Source organism: Nonomuraea sp. NPDC003214, from assembly GCF_053590035.1.
This window is the reverse complement of the sequence record NZ_JBSFSX010000019.1, coordinates 1-18,709: the sequence shown is the minus strand read 5'-3', so window position 1 is coordinate 18,709 and position 18,709 is coordinate 1. Positions and strand designations below refer to the sequence as shown.

Annotated in this window: 20 protein-coding genes and 1 pseudogene; 9 read left to right on the top strand and 12 right to left on the bottom strand. The window is 72.3% G+C overall.

Annotated features, from left to right (window positions below; genetic code table 11):
• Nucleotides 1–20: 20 nt before the first annotated feature.
• Nucleotides 21–1,205 carry a cytochrome P450 gene (locus ACWDXC_RS39405; protein WP_449991116.1) on the bottom strand — a complete coding sequence of 395 codons (1,185 nt, stop codon included), beginning with the start codon at nucleotides 1,203–1,205 and terminating at the stop codon, nucleotides 21–23.
• 87 nt (nucleotides 1,206–1,292) lie between these two features.
• Between ACWDXC_RS39405 and ACWDXC_RS39400 the strand changes: the two genes are divergently transcribed.
• Nucleotides 1,293–1,919 carry a TetR/AcrR family transcriptional regulator gene (locus tag ACWDXC_RS39400; protein WP_449991113.1) on the top strand — a complete coding sequence of 209 codons (627 nt, stop codon included), beginning with the start codon at nucleotides 1,293–1,295 and terminating at the stop codon, nucleotides 1,917–1,919.
• Here the strand turns inward: ACWDXC_RS39400 and ACWDXC_RS39395 are convergent.
• Both ACWDXC_RS39395 and ACWDXC_RS39390 read right to left on the bottom strand, forming a co-directional pair.
• Nucleotides 1,897–2,772 carry an alpha/beta hydrolase gene (locus tag ACWDXC_RS39395; protein WP_449991110.1) on the bottom strand — a complete coding sequence of 292 codons (876 nt, stop codon included), beginning with the start codon at nucleotides 2,770–2,772 and terminating at the stop codon, nucleotides 1,897–1,899. The two genes, ACWDXC_RS39400 and ACWDXC_RS39395, sit on opposite strands and share 23 nt — an antisense overlap.
• 312 nt (nucleotides 2,773–3,084) lie before the next feature.
• Nucleotides 3,085–4,497: a cellulase family glycosylhydrolase gene (locus tag ACWDXC_RS39390; protein ID WP_449991108.1), complete on the bottom strand. Its 1,413-nt coding sequence runs from the start codon at nucleotides 4,495–4,497 to the stop codon at nucleotides 3,085–3,087.
• Between the two features lie 370 nt (nucleotides 4,498–4,867).
• On the opposite strand from ACWDXC_RS39390, the gene ACWDXC_RS39385 reads away from it, so the two are divergent.
• On the top strand, nucleotides 4,868–6,418 hold the full coding sequence (locus ACWDXC_RS39385) for a carboxylesterase/lipase family protein (RefSeq protein ID WP_449991106.1): 1,551 nt from the start codon (nucleotides 4,868–4,870) through the stop codon (nucleotides 6,416–6,418).
• A 39-nt stretch (nucleotides 6,419–6,457) separates the two neighbouring features.
• Here ACWDXC_RS39385 and ACWDXC_RS39380 read toward each other — a convergent pair whose 3' ends face one another.
• Nucleotides 6,458–7,525, bottom strand: coding sequence for a flavin-containing monooxygenase (locus tag ACWDXC_RS39380; protein WP_449991103.1), 1,068 nt, complete (start codon nucleotides 7,523–7,525; stop codon nucleotides 6,458–6,460).
• 59 nt (nucleotides 7,526–7,584) lie between these two features.
• Between ACWDXC_RS39380 and ACWDXC_RS39375 the strand changes: the two genes are divergently transcribed.
• From ACWDXC_RS39375 to ACWDXC_RS39350, 6 genes and pseudogenes are all read left to right on the top strand, one after another.
• A complete protein-coding gene (locus ACWDXC_RS39375) occupies nucleotides 7,585–7,902 on the top strand; it encodes an ArsR/SmtB family transcription factor (RefSeq protein WP_246645880.1) in 318 nt (105 codons plus the stop codon).
• A 79-nt stretch (nucleotides 7,903–7,981) separates the two neighbouring features.
• On the top strand, nucleotides 7,982–9,370 hold the full coding sequence (locus ACWDXC_RS39370; RefSeq protein WP_449991100.1) for an FAD-dependent oxidoreductase: 1,389 nt from the start codon (nucleotides 7,982–7,984) through the stop codon (nucleotides 9,368–9,370).
• A gap of 66 nt (nucleotides 9,371–9,436) precedes the next feature.
• Nucleotides 9,437–9,793, top strand: a complete 357-nt coding sequence (locus ACWDXC_RS39365) for a metalloregulator ArsR/SmtB family transcription factor (protein ID WP_449991097.1) — start codon at nucleotides 9,437–9,439, stop codon at nucleotides 9,791–9,793.
• A 66-nt stretch (nucleotides 9,794–9,859) separates the two neighbouring features.
• A pseudogene (locus tag ACWDXC_RS39360) lies at nucleotides 9,860–10,112 on the top strand (pyridine nucleotide-disulfide oxidoreductase); the annotation flags it as partial.
• Between the two features lie 133 nt (nucleotides 10,113–10,245).
• On the top strand, nucleotides 10,246–10,428 hold the full coding sequence (locus ACWDXC_RS39355; RefSeq protein ID WP_219509244.1) for a hypothetical protein: 183 nt from the start codon (nucleotides 10,246–10,248) through the stop codon (nucleotides 10,426–10,428).
• Nucleotides 10,425–11,903: a M28 family metallopeptidase gene (locus ACWDXC_RS39350; RefSeq protein WP_449991095.1), complete on the top strand. Its 1,479-nt coding sequence runs from the start codon at nucleotides 10,425–10,427 to the stop codon at nucleotides 11,901–11,903. Before ACWDXC_RS39355 ends, ACWDXC_RS39350 begins: the two co-directional genes overlap by 4 nt.
• 3 nt (nucleotides 11,904–11,906) lie before the next feature.
• On the opposite strand, the gene ACWDXC_RS39345 is transcribed toward ACWDXC_RS39350, so the two are convergent.
• The 8 genes from ACWDXC_RS39345 to ACWDXC_RS39310 form a co-directional block, all read right to left on the bottom strand.
• Entirely contained in the window at nucleotides 11,907–12,302 is a 396-nt protein-coding gene (locus ACWDXC_RS39345) for an arsenate reductase ArsC (protein WP_449991093.1), read from the bottom strand.
• Nucleotides 12,295–13,371, bottom strand: a complete 1,077-nt coding sequence (arsB, locus tag ACWDXC_RS39340; RefSeq protein WP_449991090.1) for an ACR3 family arsenite efflux transporter — start codon at nucleotides 13,369–13,371, stop codon at nucleotides 12,295–12,297. Before arsB ends, ACWDXC_RS39345 begins: the two co-directional genes overlap by 8 nt.
• Nucleotides 13,368–13,691, bottom strand: a complete 324-nt coding sequence (locus tag ACWDXC_RS39335) for an ArsR/SmtB family transcription factor (protein ID WP_308125950.1) — start codon at nucleotides 13,689–13,691, stop codon at nucleotides 13,368–13,370. The genes arsB and ACWDXC_RS39335 overlap by 4 nt, the downstream gene beginning before the upstream one ends.
• 58 nt (nucleotides 13,692–13,749) lie before the next feature.
• Nucleotides 13,750–14,805 (bottom strand): GNAT family N-acetyltransferase, encoded by a 1,056-nt coding sequence (locus ACWDXC_RS39330; RefSeq protein WP_449991087.1) that lies wholly within the window; start codon nucleotides 14,803–14,805, stop codon nucleotides 13,750–13,752.
• Between the two features lie 13 nt (nucleotides 14,806–14,818).
• Nucleotides 14,819–15,154: an ArsR/SmtB family transcription factor gene (locus ACWDXC_RS39325; RefSeq protein WP_219509257.1), complete on the bottom strand. Its 336-nt coding sequence runs from the start codon at nucleotides 15,152–15,154 to the stop codon at nucleotides 14,819–14,821.
• 45 nt (nucleotides 15,155–15,199) lie between these two features.
• Nucleotides 15,200–16,138, bottom strand: a complete 939-nt coding sequence (gene mltG, locus ACWDXC_RS39320) for an endolytic transglycosylase MltG (protein ID WP_449991085.1) — start codon at nucleotides 16,136–16,138, stop codon at nucleotides 15,200–15,202.
• Nucleotides 16,135–16,647, bottom strand: a complete 513-nt coding sequence (locus tag ACWDXC_RS39315) for a SigE family RNA polymerase sigma factor (RefSeq protein WP_449991083.1) — start codon at nucleotides 16,645–16,647, stop codon at nucleotides 16,135–16,137. The genes mltG and ACWDXC_RS39315 overlap by 4 nt, the downstream gene beginning before the upstream one ends.
• 87 nt (nucleotides 16,648–16,734) lie before the next feature.
• Entirely contained in the window at nucleotides 16,735–17,985 is a 1,251-nt protein-coding gene (locus ACWDXC_RS39310; protein ID WP_449991080.1) for a hypothetical protein, read from the bottom strand.
• Between the two features lie 133 nt (nucleotides 17,986–18,118).
• On the opposite strand from ACWDXC_RS39310, the gene ACWDXC_RS39305 reads away from it, so the two are divergent.
• On the top strand, nucleotides 18,119–18,424 hold the full coding sequence (locus ACWDXC_RS39305; protein WP_449991078.1) for an SCO4225 family membrane protein: 306 nt from the start codon (nucleotides 18,119–18,121) through the stop codon (nucleotides 18,422–18,424).
• The last annotated feature ends 285 nt before the right edge of the window (nucleotides 18,425–18,709 follow it).

Here is an 18,709-nt window from a genome sequence, read left to right as displayed (position 1 = left end):
TGGGTGGCGTCAGGGCGCGTTCACCAGGCGATCGGCAGCGCGGTCAGCCCGCCGGTGAGCACGTGCGGGTTGAAGGTCAGCTCGTCGACCGCGCAGCCCAGCCGCAGGGTCGGGAAGCGGGCGGCGAGCTGGGAGAAGACGGCCTTCAGCTCGATCCGGGCGAGCGGCGCGCCGATGCAGTAGCGGGCGCCGTGGCCGAACGTCAGGTGCGGCGCGGCGGGCCGGTCGAGGTCGAAGCGGTCCGGGTCGGCGAACACCGACGCGTCGTGGTTGGCGGCCCCGAGATCCAGCAGCACCAGGTCGCCCTCCCGCACGCGCACGCCGGCGATCTCCAGGTCGGTGCGGGCGTAGCGGGGGATGCCGCCGCCGCCCAGGCCGGGCGCGCGCAGGATCTCCTCCACCGCGGCGTCGATCCGCGCCGGGTCGTCGACCAGGGCCTGCCACTGGCCGGGGGTGGCCAGCAGCCACAGCACGCCCAGGCCGATCGCCGTCACCGTCGTCTCGTGGCCGGCGAACAGCAGCGTCATGCCCATCGCCGCCGCCTCGTCGTCGCTCACCCCGTCGGTGGCGGCCAGCCGGGAGATCACGTCGCCGTCCAGGTCGCCGGCGGCGCGTTTGCGGGCCACCAGGCGCCGCCCGTAGCCGAACAGCTCGGCCAGCCCCTGCTCGGAGCGGGCCCGGTCGGTGACGTCCCCGGCGGCCTGCGTCCAGGCGCGGAAGCGGGCCCGGTCCTCGTACGGCACGCCGAGCAGCTCGCAGATGACCGCGATCGGCAGCGGCAGCGCCAGCGCGGCGTGCAGGTCGGCGGGCGGCCCGGCGGCGGCCAGCTCGTCGAGGAGCTGGGTGGTCAGGGTCTCGACCCGGCCGGTCAGGGCGCGCATCCGCTTGGGCGAGAAGTGCGGCTGGAGCAGCGAGCGCATCCTGCGGTGGTCGGCCTGCTCGGTGTCGAAGTCGCCCATCGGGCCGCCGAACAGCGCCGACTCGCCGGTGCGGGAGGCGCGTGCGGGCTCGCGGTGGGCGCGGCCGAGCCGGTCGTCGTCCAGCAGCAGGCGTACGTGCTCGTACGCGGTGACGTGCCAGCCGGGGTCGCCGACGGCGGTGCGGATGGCGTGGATCGGGCCGCGTGCCTGCAGCTCGCGCAGCAGCGGCGCGGGCCGCATCGGGTCGGGCTGCTCGTACGGGAGCCGAACGGGCGTGGACGGCATGACCCCTCCAGGAGGTAGACGCAGCTTTGTATACTCCAGCGTCTAAAAAGCTACATGTATACTTTGCCTTCTACAAGTGGAGGGTCGATGAGCAAGCCCGAGGCCGAGCCGGTGCGCAGGATGCGCCGCGCGGAGCGGCGTGAGCAGATCCTGGACGCGGCCACCCGCGCCTTCGCCCGCGCCGGCTATGCCGCGACGGGCCTGGACGACATCGCCGCCGAGGCCGAGCTGACCCGGGCGATGCTCTATCGGCACTTCGACTCCAAGGCCGGCCTCTACCGGGCCGTGCTCGACCGCGCCTGCGCGCGGCTGGCCGAGGCCACGGGCGGCGACGACTACGACGACGACGCCATTCCCGCGCTGCTGCGGGCCGCCGGCGCCGACCCCGACGGGTTCCGGCTGCTGTTCCGCCACGCGGCCCGCGAGCCCGACTTCCGCGAGCTGATCGACACCATCACCGACGCCTCGCGCGAGGTCGCCCGCCGCAACCTCGCGCGCCGCATCCCGGCCGGGCCGTGGCTGGACTGGGCGGCCAACCTCGTCCCCGCCTTCACCCTGGAGGCCGTCATCGCCTGGCTGGACGCCGGCCGGCCCGACCCCGAGCAGGCCGCCGCCCGCATCGCGGCTGCTGTGCACGGCGTCATCGCCGCCGCCCAGCCCGCCGCCCAGCCCGCCGTGCTGTCCGCCGGGCTCAGCGCGCGGGAAGCCTCGTGACCCAGTCCGTGAGGCGGCTCAGGAAGGCGGCCGCCGTGGGCAGGTGCGCGTCCTCGGCGAAGAGCACGGCCGCGTGGAAGGCGTGCGGCATGCCCTCGTAGACGTCCACCTCCACCGGGACGCCCGCCCCGGCGGCGGCCTCGGCGAACCGCCGGGCGTCGTCGAGGACGATCTCGTCCCCGCCGATCGGGAGCAGCATGGGCGGCAGCCCGCGCAGATCCCCGTAGATCGGCGACTGGGGCGCCTGGTCCGGCCGGGCCTCGCCGAGATACTGCGTGGCGATCGGCCCCAGGATGGCCGGGTCGATCGAGTCACGGCCGTTGCCCGCCGGCTTCGCCGCCAGGTCGGTGATCGGGGAGACCGGGACGGCCCCCACCGGCATCGGCTCCCCCGCCGCGGCAAGCCGCAGCAGCGCCGAGAGGATCAGGGTGCCGCCGGCCGACTCCCCGACGAGCAGGATCTTCCCGGCGGGCACCCCCTGCGCCAGCAGGCCGCGGTGGACGGCCAGCACGTCCTCGACCGCCGCCGGGTACGGGTGCGCCGGGGCCAGACGGTAGTCCACGGCCAGCGCCGGGCGGCCGGTGGCCTTCGACAGGCGGCAGGCCATGATCCGCTCCATCGCCGGGTTGCTGAAGGAGAAGCCGCCGCCGTGGACGTAGACGGTCACGCCGTCCTCGATCGTCGCCCCGCCCGAGGTGACCCAGGTGGCGGGCACCCCGCCGGTCCCGGGCAGGAGCGGGCGCAGCTCGGCGTCGCCGTCGAGGACGGGCGGGTCGGAGAAGACCTGCTGCATCCTCGCCCGTACGGCGTCCGATTCGTGCTGGGAGGCGGGGACATGGGTGATGGTCAGCAAAAAGAAAGCCCTTTCGGCCACGTGAGAAAGACCGCGCGCAGGCGGTGAGGAATGTGGGACGAGCAGTGCGGAAACCGGCGCGCGTCAGCGACCCGTTCGCGAACGGGAAGGGACGGGAAAGGGCTCGGCGATGACGCGCGGGCGCGACGAGATCAGGCGCGACCTGTGGTGAACGAGTCCACGGCGATCATCTCCCTGTATACGGTGCCGCCCACCCGCGGCCGTCTTCCCGGCGGCGTCACGCGACACGCCGAACATTAGAAACGCGCGCCGATCGGTTGTCAAGCCGCGGGTGGGGGTCGTCCCGTTCCGTCAGAAGTCGTCGGCGGTGCGGATCCGGTCGCGGACCCAGACGCCGGCCTCCTTGAGGTTGGCCGTCCCGGCGAACGGGCCGCCCGGGCAGGTCCCGGTCTTGAAGACGGCGCCGGTGCGGAAGTCGTCGGAGAAGTTCCAGTTCACCCAGCTGATCTTCTTCTGGGCCATCAGGTCGAGATACTGCTGCGACCTGGTGAAGTTGTTGCCGCCGTCGCCCGAGGCCGTCTGGGTGCCGAACTCGGTCACGAAGATCGGCAGCCGGTCGGCGGCCCGGGACAGCGTGCTCAGGTACTCGGACCCGTGCGAGGCCGCGTAGAAGTGGAACGTGTACATGATGTTGGCGGCGTTGACCGGGTTCGCGATGATCTCACTCTCGTCGCCGCCGCCGGAGACGCCGAGCGACGACCAGGCGCGGGTGCCGACCAGGATCGGGGCGTCGGCGTCGTGCTGGCGGATCACCGGGATGAGCTGGTGGGCGTAGTTGCGGATGACGGACCAGGTCACGGCGTCACCGTTCGGCTCGTTGGCGATCTCGTACAGGACGTTGTCCTTGCTGTCGTGCCGCTGGGCGATCTCGGTGAAGAACGTCTTGGCCCGGCTGAGGTTGTACATCGGGTCGCCGGGGGTGAGCATGTGCCAGTCCACGATCGCGTACATGCCGCGCGCGGTGGCCATCTCGATCAGGTTGTGCACCCGGTCGGTGAACAGCCGGGGGTTGGTCTCGTAGCCGCCCTCCTGGACGTACATGGAGATGCGCAGGACGTCGGCCTTCCAGTCGGCGGCCAGCGCGTCGAGCGAGGCGCTGTTGAGGCACTGGTTGTACCACTGGATGCCGTGGCTGCTCATGCCGCGCAGCTGGATCTGCTTGCCGTTCTCGTTGCAGAGCTTGATGCCGCATACCCGTAGTTGCCCGTTGGCCTCGACCGGGGTGTCCCCGCCGCCGCCCGTGACGGGAGCGCCGTAGACCTCCAGCTCCCACAGTGAGTAGCCGTACGGGGTGCCGCGCTGGGTGCCGTGGACCCGGACGTACCGGCCCGTTCCGGTGACCGTGAGGTCGTCGGTCGCCCCGTCGCCGGAGGCGGTGGCGTAGACGTCGCTCCAGGTGGAGCCGTCGGCCGAGGTCTGCACCCGGTAGGACTTGGCGTAGGCGACCTCCCAGGTCAGCCGTACGCGGGAGATCGTGTGCGCGGAGCCGAGGTCGACGCGGATCCACTGCGGGTCCACGCCCTCGGCGCTGGCCCAGCGGGTGGCCGGGTCGCCGTCCACCGCCTTGCCCGGCTCCAGGCCGGCGGCCTCGACCGAGGAGGCCGTCACGCTCTTGCCCTGCGACACCAGCGGGTCCGCCGCCGCCGCCGCGCTCGCGCCTGACGGCGCGAGCAGTGCGGCCACGACGGCCAGAACTGTGATCACTGCACTTCGCCTCACGAACAGCTCCGATCCTTGGGGGAGGGGTCCGATTAGGAAGGTTTACTAACTTGACGCGGAGCCTAAATTGACACCGGACCTTACACAAGACCCAAAGTTCCAAAGAGGCTGTATCCCGACATCGAGCACAGCCGGCGGCGGCGAGTTGGTAAGGAATGCTTACTCAGCCGCCCGGCAAGTCCGGACAGAAATCCTGAGGCAACAGATCGTCATGCTTCGTCAGGCCCAGATCCGGCGATCATCACTCCGGGTAATCACCCAGATGCCTGGCCGCGGCTTGTCGGCCTGGACGGTGCTCCGGGGACGGCCGGCCCCTCAGCGAGCGTGCACCGACCTGACCCGGCCAAGGAGTGCCATGTCGCCCACCACCGTTGAGGTGCCCACCGTCCACGGCCCCGTCCTGGGCCTCACCGAGAATGGGATCGCCGCCTTCCGCGGCATCCCGTACGCCGCCGCGCCCGTGGGCCAGAACCGGTTCGCCGCGCCCGTGCCGCCCAGGGCGTGGAGCACGCCGCTGCCCGCCCACGCGTTCGGCCCCACCCCGCCGCAGCCGCCGCTCAAGGGCCGGCTCGGCGAGCTCTTCCGCAACCCGGTCGTCCCCGGCGACGACTACCTCAACCTGAACGTGTGGACCAGCGCGCCCAACTCCGACGCCGCGCTGCCGGTGCTCGTGTGGATCCACGGCGGCGCGTTCACCACCGGCTCCTCCGCGGTGACCACCTACGACGGCGCCACCTTCGCCCGCGACGGCGTCGTCTGCGTCACCGTCAACTACCGCCTCGGCGTGGACGGCTTCGCCTACATCGAGGACGCGCCCGCCCCGGCCAACCGCGGCCTGCTCGACCAGATCTTCGCCCTGGAATGGGTGCGCGACAACATCGCCCGCTTCGGCGGCGACCCCGGCAACGTCACCGTGGCGGGCGAGTCCGCCGGCGCCATGAGCGTGCTGACCCTGCTCTCCCTCGACCGCAACCTGTTCCAGCAGGCCATCGTCGAGAGCGGCAGCGCGCACATCGGCCAGACCGTCCAGGACGCCGCCCTGATCACCGCCGCCGTCGCCACCCGGCTGAACGTGCAGCCCACCGCCCAGGCGCTCGCCGCCGTGGACACCGCCGCCCTGATCGCGGCCCAGGCCGAGGTCAGCGACGACGTCACCTCCAGCGCCGACCCCGAGCGCTACGGGGCCAGCACCATCGCCTCGTGCGGCATGTCGTTTATGCCGGTCATCGACGGCCAGGTCGTGCCGCGCCTGCCGATCGACGCCATCGCCGACGGGCGCGGCGCCGACGTGACCCTGCTCATCGGCACCACCGTCGAGGAGTTCAGGACCTTCGTCGTCCCCACCCCGATGGTGGGCTGGCCCGGCGACGCCGCGTTCCGGACCAGGACCGAGGTGTACGGGGCTCCGGCCGGCTTCTACGACCGCTACGCCGAGACCGACGTCGCGCCGTACCCGCGCAACGCCCCGTCCGGCATCGCCTGCGCGACGCTCACCGACCGCATGTTCCGCATCCCGACCTACCGCATCGCCGAGGCCCGCATCGACGCGCCCGCCGACACGTACGTCTTCGAGTTCGGCTGGCGCTCGCCCGTCACGCCCAACATCCTCAGCGTCAAGCTGGGCGCCTGCCACAGCCTGCCGCTGCCCTTCGCCTGGGACACGCTCGCCAATCCGGACAGCGCCGCCTTCACCGGCCCGAACCCGCCCCAGTCCCTCGCCGACGCCCTGCACGGCCGCTGGGTCGAGTTCGCCACCACCGGCCGGCTCGGCGAGTGGGCCACCTACAACACCACCGAACGCCCGGTGATGTCCTTCCACCACGACAACAAGCCGGACAACGTCATCGTCTACGACCCGCGCCGCGACGAGCGCGAAATCTGGAAGAACGACCTCAACCCGAGCTGACCCGCCCGGCCTCGCCTGCGGCCTCTGACCGACAGCGGGTCAGAGGCCGTAGGCGGTGAGGGCGTCGCCGGCGTAGGCGGCGACGGGGGCGGCGACGTGGTCGGCGTCGCGGTGGACGCCGCGCAGGGTGTTGGAGGCGAACGAGCGCTGGAACTCCAGCCCCACGTAGGCCAGCCCCGGGGTGGTGGTGGAGATGCCGCCGTCGTGCAGCGGGAGCCCGCGCTCGTCCAGGGCGCCCAGGGGCCGCAGGTAGTCCAGGTGGGGCAGGTAGCCGGTGGCGTAGATGACGGTGTCGACGGGTTCGCGGCTGCCGTCGGCCCAGACGACCCGGTCGCCGTCGAAGGCGGTGAACATGGGGCGCCGGTCCCAGCGACCGGCCTCCAGCGACGCTGCGTAGTCGCCGGTGTCCATGACGAGGGTACCGGTCGCGATGCGGGCCAGCCAGGGCGGCGGCAGGGTGTCGAAGCCCGTGGTGGTGTGCCAGTGGTGCGCGTCCCGGCCGGCGATGATCTGGGGGAAGAACCGGATGGGCGCCCGGGTGGCGAGGGTGACGGTGGCCGTCCTGGCGAGCTCGTAGCCGATCTGCACGGCGGAGTTGCCCGCGCCGACCACGACGACGCGCTGTCCGGCGTGCTGTCCGGGGTCGCGGTAGGCGGCGGCGTGGAGTGCCCGGCCGGTGAAGCCGTCCTGCCCGGGCAGGATCGGGACGTACGGGTTGCCGAACGAGCCCGACGCGGCCACGACGCCCCTGGTGCGGATGGGGTCGCCGGTCGCGGGGTGGACCAGGAAGCCTCCTGCCCCGTCGGAGCGCACGGCGGTGACGCGGACGCCGGTGCGGATCTCCACGTCGAGGCTGTCGGCGTAGCGCCGCAGGTAGGCGGCGGCCTCGTCGCGGGTGGGGTAGTGGTCGGGGTCGCCGGGGAACTCGTGGCCCGGCATGGCGCTGTAGCGGGCGGGCGAGAACAGCGTGAGGCTGTCGTAGTAGTGCGGCCAGGAGCCTGCCGGTTCTGGGCCGGCTTCCAGGATGACGGGGGTGCGGCCACGCAGGCGCAGGGCGCGGGCCGCGGCGAGGCCCGACTGGCCGCCGCCGATGACGATGGTGTCCATGCCGCCAGATCGTATCGTCAAATCGGGAAATCACAATATGATGAGCCCGGGGTGATGCTATGACCATGACGACCGACGGGATGGGGCTCAGCGCCGAGGCGCGCGGCTTCCTCAAGGCGATGGCCAGCGAGACCCGCCAGCAGATCATGGGGCTGTTCGCCGGCGGCGCGGAGCTGACCGTGGGCGAGGTCGCCGAGCGGATGTCGCTGGCCCAGTCGGCCACCTCCACCCATCTGGCGACACTGCGCGACGGCGGCGTGCTCACCTCGCGCCGGGAGTGGAAGACGGTCTACTACCGCGCCGACCCGGCACGCATCGGCAAGGCGCTGGCCGACCTACAGGCCGCGCTGAGCACCTGCTGTCCGCCCGCTCCTTGATTTGACAATCTTCTAATCAGCGTTGCATGCTGCTGCTGGCTACTTCGACAGATTTCTAATCAACCGATCGGAGACGACGATGAGCGACAGCTGCTGCGGCACCACCACCTCACTCGAACGGGAGCGCCCCCTGGGCGCGGGCGACACCGGCGCCCTGCCCGTCGTGGTCATCGGGGCCGGCCCCGTCGGCCTCGCCGCCGCCGCGCACCTGGCCGAGCGCGGCATCGACTTCCTGGTCCTGGAGGCCGGCGACCGGGCCGGCGCCTCCGTCGCCCGCTGGGGGCACGTCCGGGTCTTCAGCCCGTGGCGCTACGACGTCGACGCCGCCGCCCGCCGCCTGCTCACCGCCTCCGGCTGGACCGAGCCCGACCCCGACCGGCTCCCCACCGGCGCCGAGCTGATCAGCGACTACCTGGCCCCGCTCGCCGCCCTGTTCGGCGACAGGGTACGGCTCGGCGCCCGCGTGTCGGCGATCAGCCGCCTGGGCTACGACCGGGTGCGGACGAACGGCCGGGAGGACGTCCCGTTCCTGATCCGCCTCAGCGACGGCGAGGAGATCCGGGCGCGCGCGATCATCGACGCGTCCGGCACGTACGCGACCCCCAACGTCCTGGGCGCGAGCGGCCTGCCCGCCCACGGCGAGGCGGAAGCGGCCGTCGACCACGCCCTGCCCGACGTTCTCGGCGCCGACCGCGAGACGTACGAAGGCAGGCACACCCTGGTCGTCGGCGCGGGACACTCGGCCGCCACCACCCTCCTGGCCCTGGCCGAGCTGCCGGACACGCCGATCACCTGGGCCATCCGCGCCGGGAGCGCCGCCCGCGCCTACGGCGGCGGCGACGCCGACGCGCTGCCGGCACGCGGCGCGCTCGGCACCCGGCTGCGCGCGCACGTCGACTCCGGCCGCATCCGCCTGCTGACCGGCTTCTTCACCCACCGCGTACGGGAGGGCGCCGGCGGCGTCGAGGTGATCAGCCGCGACCCGTCGGGCGCCGAGCAGTCCGTCACCGTGGACCGGATCGTCAGCGCCACCGGCTACCGCCCCGACCACGCCATCGCCGCCGAGCTGCGCCTGGACCTTGACCCGGTTCTCGGCTCCACCCGGCAGCTCGCGCCGCTGATCGACCCGAACCGGCATTCGTGCGGCACCGTCCCGCCGCACGGCGTCGACGAGCTCGCGCATCCGGAGGCCGGCTACTACGCGGTCGGCGTCAAGAGTTACGGGCGCGCGCCCACGTTCCTGATGGCGACCGGCTACGAGCAGGTCCGCTCGGTGGTCGCGGCGCTGGCCGGCGACTGGGAGGCGGCCCGCGACGTACGGCTGGACCTGCCCGAGACCGGCGTGTGCTCCTCCGACCTCGCCGAGGCCCAGGAGCAGCGGGTCGGCCTGGCCACCGGCGTCGGCGGCGGCCTGCTGCCGCTGGAGACCGTGGGCGCCTCCGCCGGGTCCGGCGGCTGCTGCGGCTGAGCGCCGGGCCTCGCCGTCCTGCCATCGCCTATCATTTAGACAGGTTTCAAAGCAGGAGGTGCCGTCATGACCGCCAACCCGACAGCGGCGTGCTGCGCGCCGATCGCGCGGGAGCCGCTGGCCGAGAGCGACGCCGCCGAGCTGGCGGGCCTCCTCAAGGCCGTCGCCGACCCCGTACGGCTGCGGCTGCTGTCGATGATCGGCTCCCACGCGGGCGGCGAGGCGTGCGTGTGCGACCTGACCGACGCCTTCGACCTGACCGCCCCCACGATCAGCCACCACCTGAAGGTGCTGCGCACCGCCGGGCTCATCGACGGCGAGCGGCGCGGCACCTGGGTCTACTACCGGATCGTTCCCGAGGCGGTGAACAAGCTGGGCGCGCTGTTCGCCCCGCTGGCCGAGCCCGAGCTCGTCACCGTATGACCGCACCCTCATGATCCCGGCGTCGGCCGAGGCTGAGGTCGTCGTCATCGGGGGCGGGCAGGCGGGTTTCGCGGCGAGCATCTGCACACCGCCGGATACCGGGGGCCGGAGCCGTTCCGGGGCAGGCGCGTGGTGATCGTCGGCGGCGGCAACTCGGCCGCGCAGATCCTCGCGGAGGTCTCGCAGGTCGCCCACACCACCTGGGTGGCGACGCGCCCGCCCCGGCGGCTGCCCGACGAGGGTCGACGGGCGCGCGCTGTTCGCGCTCGCCACGCGCCACCACCAGGCGATGGCACGCGGGGAGAGCGCCGCGAGCATCGGCGCCGGCCGGACCGCGCGGCACCTGGCGGCGGAGATCACCGGCTGATTCGATCCTCATCTATCTTGACGTTCTTCTAATCAGTGTGAGAATGTGGCCACTGTTTAGATGTCCATCTAATTAGGAGATCCTCATGACCACTCAGCTCAGCGGCGGCTTCATCGGCGACCTGAACGACGCCTTCGCCCCGGCCGCCGCCGGAGGCTGTTGCGGCAGTACGGCCGCCGCGACCGAGACGGCCACGACCTGCTGCGGCAACGCCCCCGCCGACGCGCAGGACGGCCCCAGCGACAGCTCGACCGGCTGCTGCGGATGACCTCCACAGCCAGGCGCGCCGTCAATCGGGTGTCGGCGGCGCGCATGCGGGCCACCGTGCACGAGCTGGCCGCCGACCGGTACTCCGGGCGGCGCGTCGGCACCCCCGGCGGCCGGGCCGCCGCCGCCTGGCTGGCCGCCCGGCTGCGCGAGCTGGGCGGCGACGTCCGGCTCGACGGCTTCCCCGTCGCGGACGTGCGTGACCTGTACGCCACGCCGGTCCTCGAATGGCACGACGGCGGGACGACCCGGCTGCGGCATCGCCGGGACTTCGCCGAACACCTCGCCTCCGCCGATCTGCCCACCCCGCGCACCGCGCCCCTGGCGCCCTCCGCCGACGGTGACCTGCGCGGCCGGTGGGTGCCGGCCGAGCCCGGCGATTGGGCCCGCGCCTGCGACCTCGCCGAGGCGCAGGGGGCGGCCGGGGTGCTGATCGCGCGCGGCGTCGACGCCGAGGGCTGGATGCCCAAGATGATCGCCGGGCCGCGCACGCGCGGCGTGCCGATCCTCGCCGTACGCGCCGACCTGCACCGGCGGCTGGCCGACACGGCGGCCGAGCGCCCCGTCCAGGTGACGGCATCGACCCCACTCCGCCGCCTCGACACCCACGGCCTGAACGTCCACGCCCACCTCCCCCGGGACGGCAAGCCGGGACCGCACACCGGCTTCCCGCGAGGCGGCAAGCCGGGGGCACAGGCCGGCTTCCCGCGCACCCTCGGCCCGGGGCTAGAGGACGACTTCCCCTGGGCCCCCGGCCCCCACGGCGGGCCGGGGGCACACGTCGGCTCCCCGTGGACCACCGACGGCGAGCCGGGAGCGCACGCCGGCTCCCCGTGGACCACCGACGGTGAGCCGGGAGCGTACGCCGGCTCCCCGTGGACCACTGACGGCGAGTCGGGAGCGCACGTTCTCGGCCCGGGCGGCGGGGTGGGGGTTCGGGTGCTGTTGACGGCGCACTATGACGGCGTCGGCGATGACCCCGGCGTCCGACTGCCCGCCGCCGCCGACAACGCCTCGGGCGTGGCCGCGGTCCTGGAGGCCGCCCGGGTCCTCTCGACGAGCCCGGCCGCCTCGCGCGTCGAGCTGTCGGTGGCGTTCCTGGACGGCGAGGAGGCCGGCGCCCGGGGCTCGGCGCACCACGCCGCCACGCTGCCGGAGGACACGCTGGTGATCAACCTGGACGGGGCGGCCGAGCTGCACCAGGCCGCCTCCGTCGAGGCGGGCGGCCCCGCCCACGCCCTGCTCGCCACCCTCGACCAGGCGGGCCGGCTGACCGGGGTGCCGCTGCGCGCCGGCGCCATGGCCTCCGACAACCGCCGCTACGCCGCCGCCGGGCTGCCCGCCGTCGGCATCGGCATGGGCATGCCCGGCTACCAGACCCCCGCCGAGACGCCCGACCGCGTCCGGAACGACACCCTGCTGGCCGCCGCCCGGCTCCTGGTGGCCACCGTGGAGCTGCTGGCCCGGCGCGGGTGACGCTCAGTCGGGCAGCAGTTCGCCGACGAGCTTCTCGACCCGGGTACGGATCTCGTCGCGGATGGCGCGTACGGCCTCGATGCCCTGACCGGCGGGATCGTCGAGCTGCCAGTCCTCGTAGCGTTTGCCGGGGAAGACGGGGCAGGCGTCGCCGCAGCCCATCGTGATCACCACGTCGGAGGCCCGCACCGTGTCGGCGGTGAGGATGCGCGGCCGGGCCGCGCGGATGTCGATGCCGGCCTCGGCCATGGCTTCGACGGCAGCCGGGTTGAGCTGCTCGGCCGGCGCGGACCCGGCGGAGCGGACCTCGATCCGGTCACCGGCCAGGTGGGTGAGCCAGCCGGCGGCCATCTGGGACCGTCCGGCGTTGTGCACGCAGACGAACAGGACGCTAGGCATGGACGATCTCCTCGCTGCGGAACAGGCGGCGCCCGGCCAGGCTGACGTAGACCAGGGCGACCAGGACGGGCACCTCGATGAGCGGGCCGACGACCCCGGCCAGCGCCTGGCCGGAGGTGACGCCGAAGACGCCGACCGCGACCGCGATGGCCAGCTCGAAGTTGTTGCCCGCCGCGGTGAAGGCCAGCGTGGTGGCCCGCTCGTACCCCAGGCCGATCGCCTTCCCGGCCAGGAACGAGCCACTCCACATGAGGGCGAAGTACGCCAGCAGCGGCAGCGCGATGCGGGCCACGTCGCCGGGCCGCGTGGTGATCGTGCCGCCTTGCAGGGCGAACAGGATGACGACGGTGAACAGCAGGCCGTACAGCGCCATCGGGCCCACGCGGGGCAGGAAGCGGCTCTCGTACCAGTCACGGCCCTTGACGCGTTCGCCGAGCCGGCGGGACAGGTAGCCCGCGACGAGCGGGACGCCGAGGAAGACGAGCACGTACTGGGCGATGTCCCAGGTCGACACGTCGAGCCCGGTCTGCGCCAGGCCGAGCCAACCGGGCAGCACGTCCAGGTAGAACCAGCCGAGCGCGCCGAACGCGACGACCTGGAAGAGCGAGTTGAGCGCGACCAGGACGGCGGCGGCCTCGCGGTCGCCGCAGGCGAGGTCGTTCCAGATGAGCACCATCGCAATGCACCGGGCCAGGCCGACGATGACGAGCCCGGTGCGGTATTCGGGCAGGTCGGGAAGGAAGGTCCAGGCCAGCGCGAACATCAGCGCCGGGCCGAGCACCCAGTTGAGCACCAGCGAGGCCACGAGCATGCGCCGGTCGCCGGTGACGGCCCCGACGCGGTCGTAGCGGACCTTGGCCAGCACCGGGTACATCATCAGCAGCAGGCCGAGCGCGATCGGCAGCGAGATCCCGCCGATCCGCACCGCCTCCAGGGCGGCGTCCAGCCCCGGGACCAGCCTGCCGAGCAGCAGTCCGGCCGCCATCGCCGCGATGATCCACACGGGCAGGAGCCGGTCGAGGACCGGCAGCGCGCCGATCACGCCCGGCGGGGACAAGGCGGGCCTCACGCGACGACCGGCACGTCGAGCAGGGCCGACAGCTCGCCGAGCGCCTCGGGGACCAGCCGGTAGTAGACCCAGGAGGCGCGCCGTTCGCTGGTGAGCAGGCCGACCTCCTTGAGCACCTTCAGGTGGTGGCTGATGGTCGGCTGCGACAGCTCGAACGCGCCGGTGATGTCGCACACGCACACCTCGCCGCCGTCGTGGCTGGCCACGATCGACACGATGCGCAGCCGTACGGGATCGCCCAGCGCCTTGAACACCTGGGCCAGCGCTGCCGCCCGTTCGGCGTCCAGCGGCTCACGGGCCAGCTGCGGGCTGCACCTCACCGGCACCCCTTCGTATAGATGGTTATCGAAGTCGACTGTTGTCTATATTGACACACATCTATCCATGCTGGACAGGGGGGTCGGCGCTGCTGCGGCGTTCCAGCATCAGCACGTCCCGCCACACGCCGCGATGGCAGCCGAGACGCTCGCGGGTGCCGACCACGCGGAAGCCGAGCGCCTGGTGCAGCGACAGGCTCGCGGCGTTCTCCGGGAAGATCGCCGACTGGATCGTCCACACGCCCGCGTCCTCGGTCGCGGCCACGAACGCCGACAGCAGCGCCCGGCCGATGCCATGCGCCTGGCAGCCCGGATGGACGTAGACGCTGTGCTCCACGACGCCCGAATAGACCTGCCGCGAGGAGACCGGCGAAGCGGCCACCCAGCCGACGACCTCCCCGGAGTCGACGTCCACCGCCACGTAGCGCAGGTGCCGCAACCTGCCGGCGTTGAAGCCCTCCCAGCTCGGCGCGACCGTCTCGAAGCTGGCCTCCCCGGTGTCGAGGCCCATCTGGTAGATCGCCAGCACCTGCGGGGCGTCGGCGTCCCGCATCGGCCGGATCTCCAGACCGGGGCCCACGAGTGGCTTGAGCGCGTGGATGATCGGGGTGGGCATGCCCTGGTCGTGATCGGTCGCGGGTGCGATCCGGATGCGGACGAACCCGGCCGCCGCCAGGAGGGTGACCGCGTCGGTGGTCGCATCGGTGGTCGCATCGGCGGTCGTGGCGGCGGTCGTGGCGGTCACCCCGAAGCGGCCGCCCGGCCGCAGCACCCGGAACGCCTCAGCCACCGCCTTCTCCCCGCCGCCGGGCAGACCGCCGCAGACGACGACGTCGACCGACTGGCCGGGAAGCGGGATCCCTTCGACGCCGCCCCGCAGGAACCGCACGTCGGCCATCCCCGCCCGCTCCATCCCGTCCGCGCCACCGTCCAGCCCGTACGGGGGGTCGTCCGCCATCACGTACGCCGTCCCGTACGGACCGACCCGCTGGGCCACCGGCAGCACGTCGAAGCCGCCACCGGAACCGAGAACGCCGCCGCCGGAGCCGAGAACGAGCACGCTCTCCCCCGCCCGCGGCAGCACGCCTCCCTGCCCGTCCGCGCTCTCCTCACCCATGACCGGCATCCCTTCACTCACAGGCGGGCGCGGCGGGCACGGGATTGCCCATGACCACGTCGGCCGCCGTAGGGAAACAGCTCACGCAGGCTTCGTTGATCCGGTAGAGGCTGGACGTGCCCTGCTTGTCGACCAGCACGAAACGCACGTCGGCCAGGATCTTCAGGTGGTGCGAGACGGTGGACTGGCCCACTCCGGAGGCCAGCACGATCTCGCCCACGCTCATCGGCGCCCGCCTGCGGGCCAGCAGGGAGACGAGCTGGATGCGCGTCGCGTCCGCGAGGGCCTTGAACCAGCTCGCATACTCCTCGGCCTCGGCGCGCGGCAGGGACTCATCGTTCGTGTTCATCGAACATCGACGATAGACGATGAAGCGCCGGAAAGGAAGCCCCGCTCAGTGCTTCCTGCGGCGCAGTTCTTCGATCAATTCGGCGTACTCCGCCTCGGAGGAGGCGAACTTCGTGATTCCGTTCTCCGGGTCGGTGGTCACGTAGTAGAGCCAGGCTCCGGAAGCCGGCTTCAGCGCGGCCCGGATGGCCTTCTCCCCCGGGTTGCCGATGGGACCGGGCGGCAGTCCGGCACGCCTGTAGGTGTTGTACGGCGACCGGCTCCTGAGATCCTCGCGCCCGGCGCGGGCGTCGTACTTGCCCAGGCCGTACAGGACCGTGCTGTCCATCTGCAGAAACATCTTCCGGTTCAGCCGGTTGTGGATGACCCGGGCGATCTTGGGCATGTCCTCGTCCCGGCCCGCCTCGGCCTGGACGATGCTGGCGATGGTCACGATCTCCAGCGGCGTCCTGCCGGCACGCCTGGCGCCCTCGACCAGGCCGGCGCCCTCGGCGGCCACCCCGAACCCGGCCACCATCGCCCCGAGGATCTCACCCGCGCTCGCGGTGGGCGCGAACGCGTAGCGCCCGGGGAAGGCGAACCCTTCGAGCCTCCCTCGCGCGTAGGACGGCAGCCCGAGCGCGCTGCCGTCCTTGGCGGCATTCTCGAACTCCGCCACCGGCCTGCCCGTGAGCGACGACAGCGTCTCGAAAAGCCGCGCGACCCGTACCCCTTCCACCACCGTCACGGTGACGGCCCGCGGGGCTTCGGACGCCGCGTTCAGCGGCCCGGCGACGGCCTCACCGGGGGCCCGCGACGACATCCCCTGCACCACGACCACCGATCCGACGGCCAGCGCAGCGACGGCCGACGCCGCCACCAGGGCGACGCCGCGGCGACGAGGCCGGGAGCGGTCGTGGGCCACCAGGAACCGGCCGGGCGCGGGCGGCCGCTCCTCGTCGGCCATGTCGGAGAGCGTTTCACGCAGCAGGTTCTCGATGTTCATCGGAGCTCCCTCACGGTGGTCAGTTCAGGCGCCGTCTTCTTCAGGCGTTCCAGCGAGCGGTAGATCTGGCTGCGTACCGACCCCACCCTGACGCCGAGCAACCGCGCGATCTCGGTCTCGGAGAGATCCTCGAAGTAGCGCAGCACGAGCATGGTTCGCTGCCGGGGCGTGAGCCGGGACAGGGCCGCGCGCATCACCAGGCGAAGATCCACCACGTCGGCGTGCCCGTCGCCGCCCTGGTCAGGCAGCCGGCCGGTGGACACCTCCGCGACACGTGAGCGCCGCCGCCACCAGCTCACCTGCTCGTGGTACATGGCCCGGCGCACGTACCCCTCGATGGCGCCCGGATCACGCAGACTGCGCCACTTCGCGGCCGTCTTGACCAGGGCCGACTGCACCAGGTCCTCGGCGGCGTGCCGGTCACCGGTCAGCAGGTACGCCGTACGGAACAGCGCCCCCGACCGGTCGACCACGAACTGCCGGAAGTCCGCCTCAAAGCCTGGATCCACCCGTCCTCCTCGCGACATTCACCGGCAAGGACGCGGGCGGCGCCTGGATCTATGCCTGAACCGCCAAGATCTCCGCCGACCGGCCCCTCACCCTTCCCGGCTCCTGTACGTGGCCCGCAGCTCGACCAGCTTCTCCCTGGCCACCTCGTCCAGGGCCCGGCGCTGCGCCGGGTCCTCCTCCCAGGTGGCCTCCGCGCACAGGACCCTCGCCGCCTCGTGCGGCTCGGCGTCACGCACCACGTACCAGACGGTGTCGCCGGTGCCGCGCCTGTCGTGATCGCGACGCAGGACCGTGACGATGCCGGAGACGAGGATCTGCCTGGTCCACGGGTTCCTGGCCAGAACCTGCCGATCCACGGTCAGCCCGCCGTCCATGAGCTCGCCACCGAGCAGGTCGTCCTCCCACCGCCACACGCGACGGCTCACACCCGGTGACACGTACGGGGCGCCGCGACCTTCGACGGGCACCGAGAACGTACGGGCGCCGCCGCGGCACAACTCCTTGGCGATGCGCTCGCCGTCGGCGTACTCGCGCAGCCGATCCTCGCCCGGCTCCTGCTCGGGCAGCGTGCCGAGCCGCGCCTGCTCGGCGTAGTAGCGGTCGACCAGCGGATCCGTGAACCGCCCCGCACGCGCCCGCGGCGGGGTGCAGGAGGCCACGGTGAGGTCCGCGCCGTCCTCGATGTCGAGCCCGCCCCCGCGCAGCAGCTCATGAACGGTGACGCCCGCCTCCTCGGCCTTACGGCTCACCCTGCGCAGCCATCCGTCGAACGTGTCCAGATCGGGGTCCGGGCACACCGACACCCAGTCCGCCACCCCCGAAACCGGCACCGGCACCTCCCGCCGCGCCGGCGGCTGCACGAGCTGCTCGGGTTCGAGGTCGATCGAGTAGTACAGCACTCCGCGCGCGATATAGGAGAACGGCACCGCATGCGTGATCGGGTCGAAGACATCCCGGATCGGCCAGATCCTCAGCAGCCACGCCTCCTCACACTCCCCCGTGCCATGCCCGTCGCCCGGCCGCGGCTCCCGCAGGTACATGCGCACGCCGTACTCGAAATGCGGCGGCCCGATCAGGAAGTCATGCCCCCTGCCGTCCATCATCGTGACGATCGAGACCACGCCGCTCTCCGCGACGAACGTCGCCGAACTGACCGGCGTCCACGAGTCGTCCGCAGGCGCCGGCTCGGCGTCCCACGACTCCAGCCGCACCCCGGCGATGAAGTGGTACATCTCATCGGTGGGCGAACCCCACGACGGCAGGTCGGTGCCGTCCAGCCCGAACGTGTCGTACTCGACGTAGACCTCGTCGTCGAGCGCCCGCAACAACTGTGCCATGCCCACGCCTTCGCGTTGTCGGTGATCACCCTGGCTCGGCGGAGTATGGCTCACCGCACCGACAATCCCCGCCCGCGCTGCGCCGTTGCATACACTCGGCCTCTTCCGCCGGGCACCCGAGGAGCGTGACCGCATGAGGCATTACAGGAACGGCCGCGCCGCGTCGGTCGTCGCCGGTGCGTACGCCAGCCTGGTGCTGCTTCTCGGCGTGGCTTCCGCGGTGATCCTGCTGACCGTCCAGGACCCGATCCTGCTGTCCGGCGTCGCGCTCATGCTCGTCACCTTCCCCCTGGGGCCGCTGATCTGGTGGGGGTGGGACGTCATTCCACCGCAGATAGCGGACCCCGTACTGCTCATAGCGATCCTCACCGGAGCGGGCCTGCTGCAGGCCTACCTGATCTGGCGCCTCATGCGCGGCCCAGCGTCCTCCACCCAGTGACCGGACAAAAGCCCACACAGAATCTGAACGACAGCTCCTCGTCAGAGGCTGGTTCCAGGTCGCCGACACCGTCTCGTGCTCGCGATCAATGCACGGTGCCGAAATACCCGCTCAGGAGCCGAAACGGCGCGCTTCCGATCGTGCATTGGATCATGTGACCACGCCTACTCCGCCCGATCCACTGCCGCACTGGGCTTGATCCGGTTTGACGGACATCCGAGATCAGGGGTTCGTCCCCGGAAGGATGTCCATGATGGAGAGCATGGGGAAGAAGAAGCCGCGTCC

Bases quoted from the DNA above. Each gene is read 5' to 3' on its own strand.
- ACWDXC_RS39405 (WP_449991116.1), bottom strand. From the start codon at position 1,205: ATGCCGTCCACGCCCGTTCGGCTCCCGTACGAGCAGCCCGACCCGATG.
- ACWDXC_RS39400 (WP_449991113.1), top strand. From the start codon at position 1,293: ATGAGCAAGCCCGAGGCCGAGCCGGTGCGCAGGATGCGCCGCGCGGAG.
- ACWDXC_RS39385 (WP_449991106.1), top strand. From the start codon at position 4,868: ATGTCGCCCACCACCGTTGAGGTGCCCACCGTCCACGGCCCCGTCCTG.
- ACWDXC_RS39380 (WP_449991103.1), bottom strand. From the start codon at position 7,525: ATGGACACCATCGTCATCGGCGGCGGCCAGTCGGGCCTCGCCGCGGCC.
- ACWDXC_RS39375 (WP_246645880.1), top strand. From the start codon at position 7,585: ATGACCATGACGACCGACGGGATGGGGCTCAGCGCCGAGGCGCGCGGC.
- ACWDXC_RS39370 (WP_449991100.1), top strand. From the start codon at position 7,982: ATGAGCGACAGCTGCTGCGGCACCACCACCTCACTCGAACGGGAGCGC.
- ACWDXC_RS39365 (WP_449991097.1), top strand. From the start codon at position 9,437: ATGACCGCCAACCCGACAGCGGCGTGCTGCGCGCCGATCGCGCGGGAG.
- ACWDXC_RS39355 (WP_219509244.1), top strand. From the start codon at position 10,246: ATGACCACTCAGCTCAGCGGCGGCTTCATCGGCGACCTGAACGACGCC.
- ACWDXC_RS39350 (WP_449991095.1), top strand. From the start codon at position 10,425: ATGACCTCCACAGCCAGGCGCGCCGTCAATCGGGTGTCGGCGGCGCGC.
- ACWDXC_RS39345 (WP_449991093.1), bottom strand. From the start codon at position 12,302: ATGCCTAGCGTCCTGTTCGTCTGCGTGCACAACGCCGGACGGTCCCAG.
- ACWDXC_RS39330 (WP_449991087.1), bottom strand. From the start codon at position 14,805: ATGGGTGAGGAGAGCGCGGACGGGCAGGGAGGCGTGCTGCCGCGGGCG.
- ACWDXC_RS39325 (WP_219509257.1), bottom strand. From the start codon at position 15,154: ATGAACACGAACGATGAGTCCCTGCCGCGCGCCGAGGCCGAGGAGTAT.
- mltG (WP_449991085.1), bottom strand. From the start codon at position 16,138: ATGAACATCGAGAACCTGCTGCGTGAAACGCTCTCCGACATGGCCGAC.
- ACWDXC_RS39310 (WP_449991080.1), bottom strand. From the start codon at position 17,985: ATGGCACAGTTGTTGCGGGCGCTCGACGACGAGGTCTACGTCGAGTAC.
- ACWDXC_RS39305 (WP_449991078.1), top strand. From the start codon at position 18,119: ATGAGGCATTACAGGAACGGCCGCGCCGCGTCGGTCGTCGCCGGTGCG.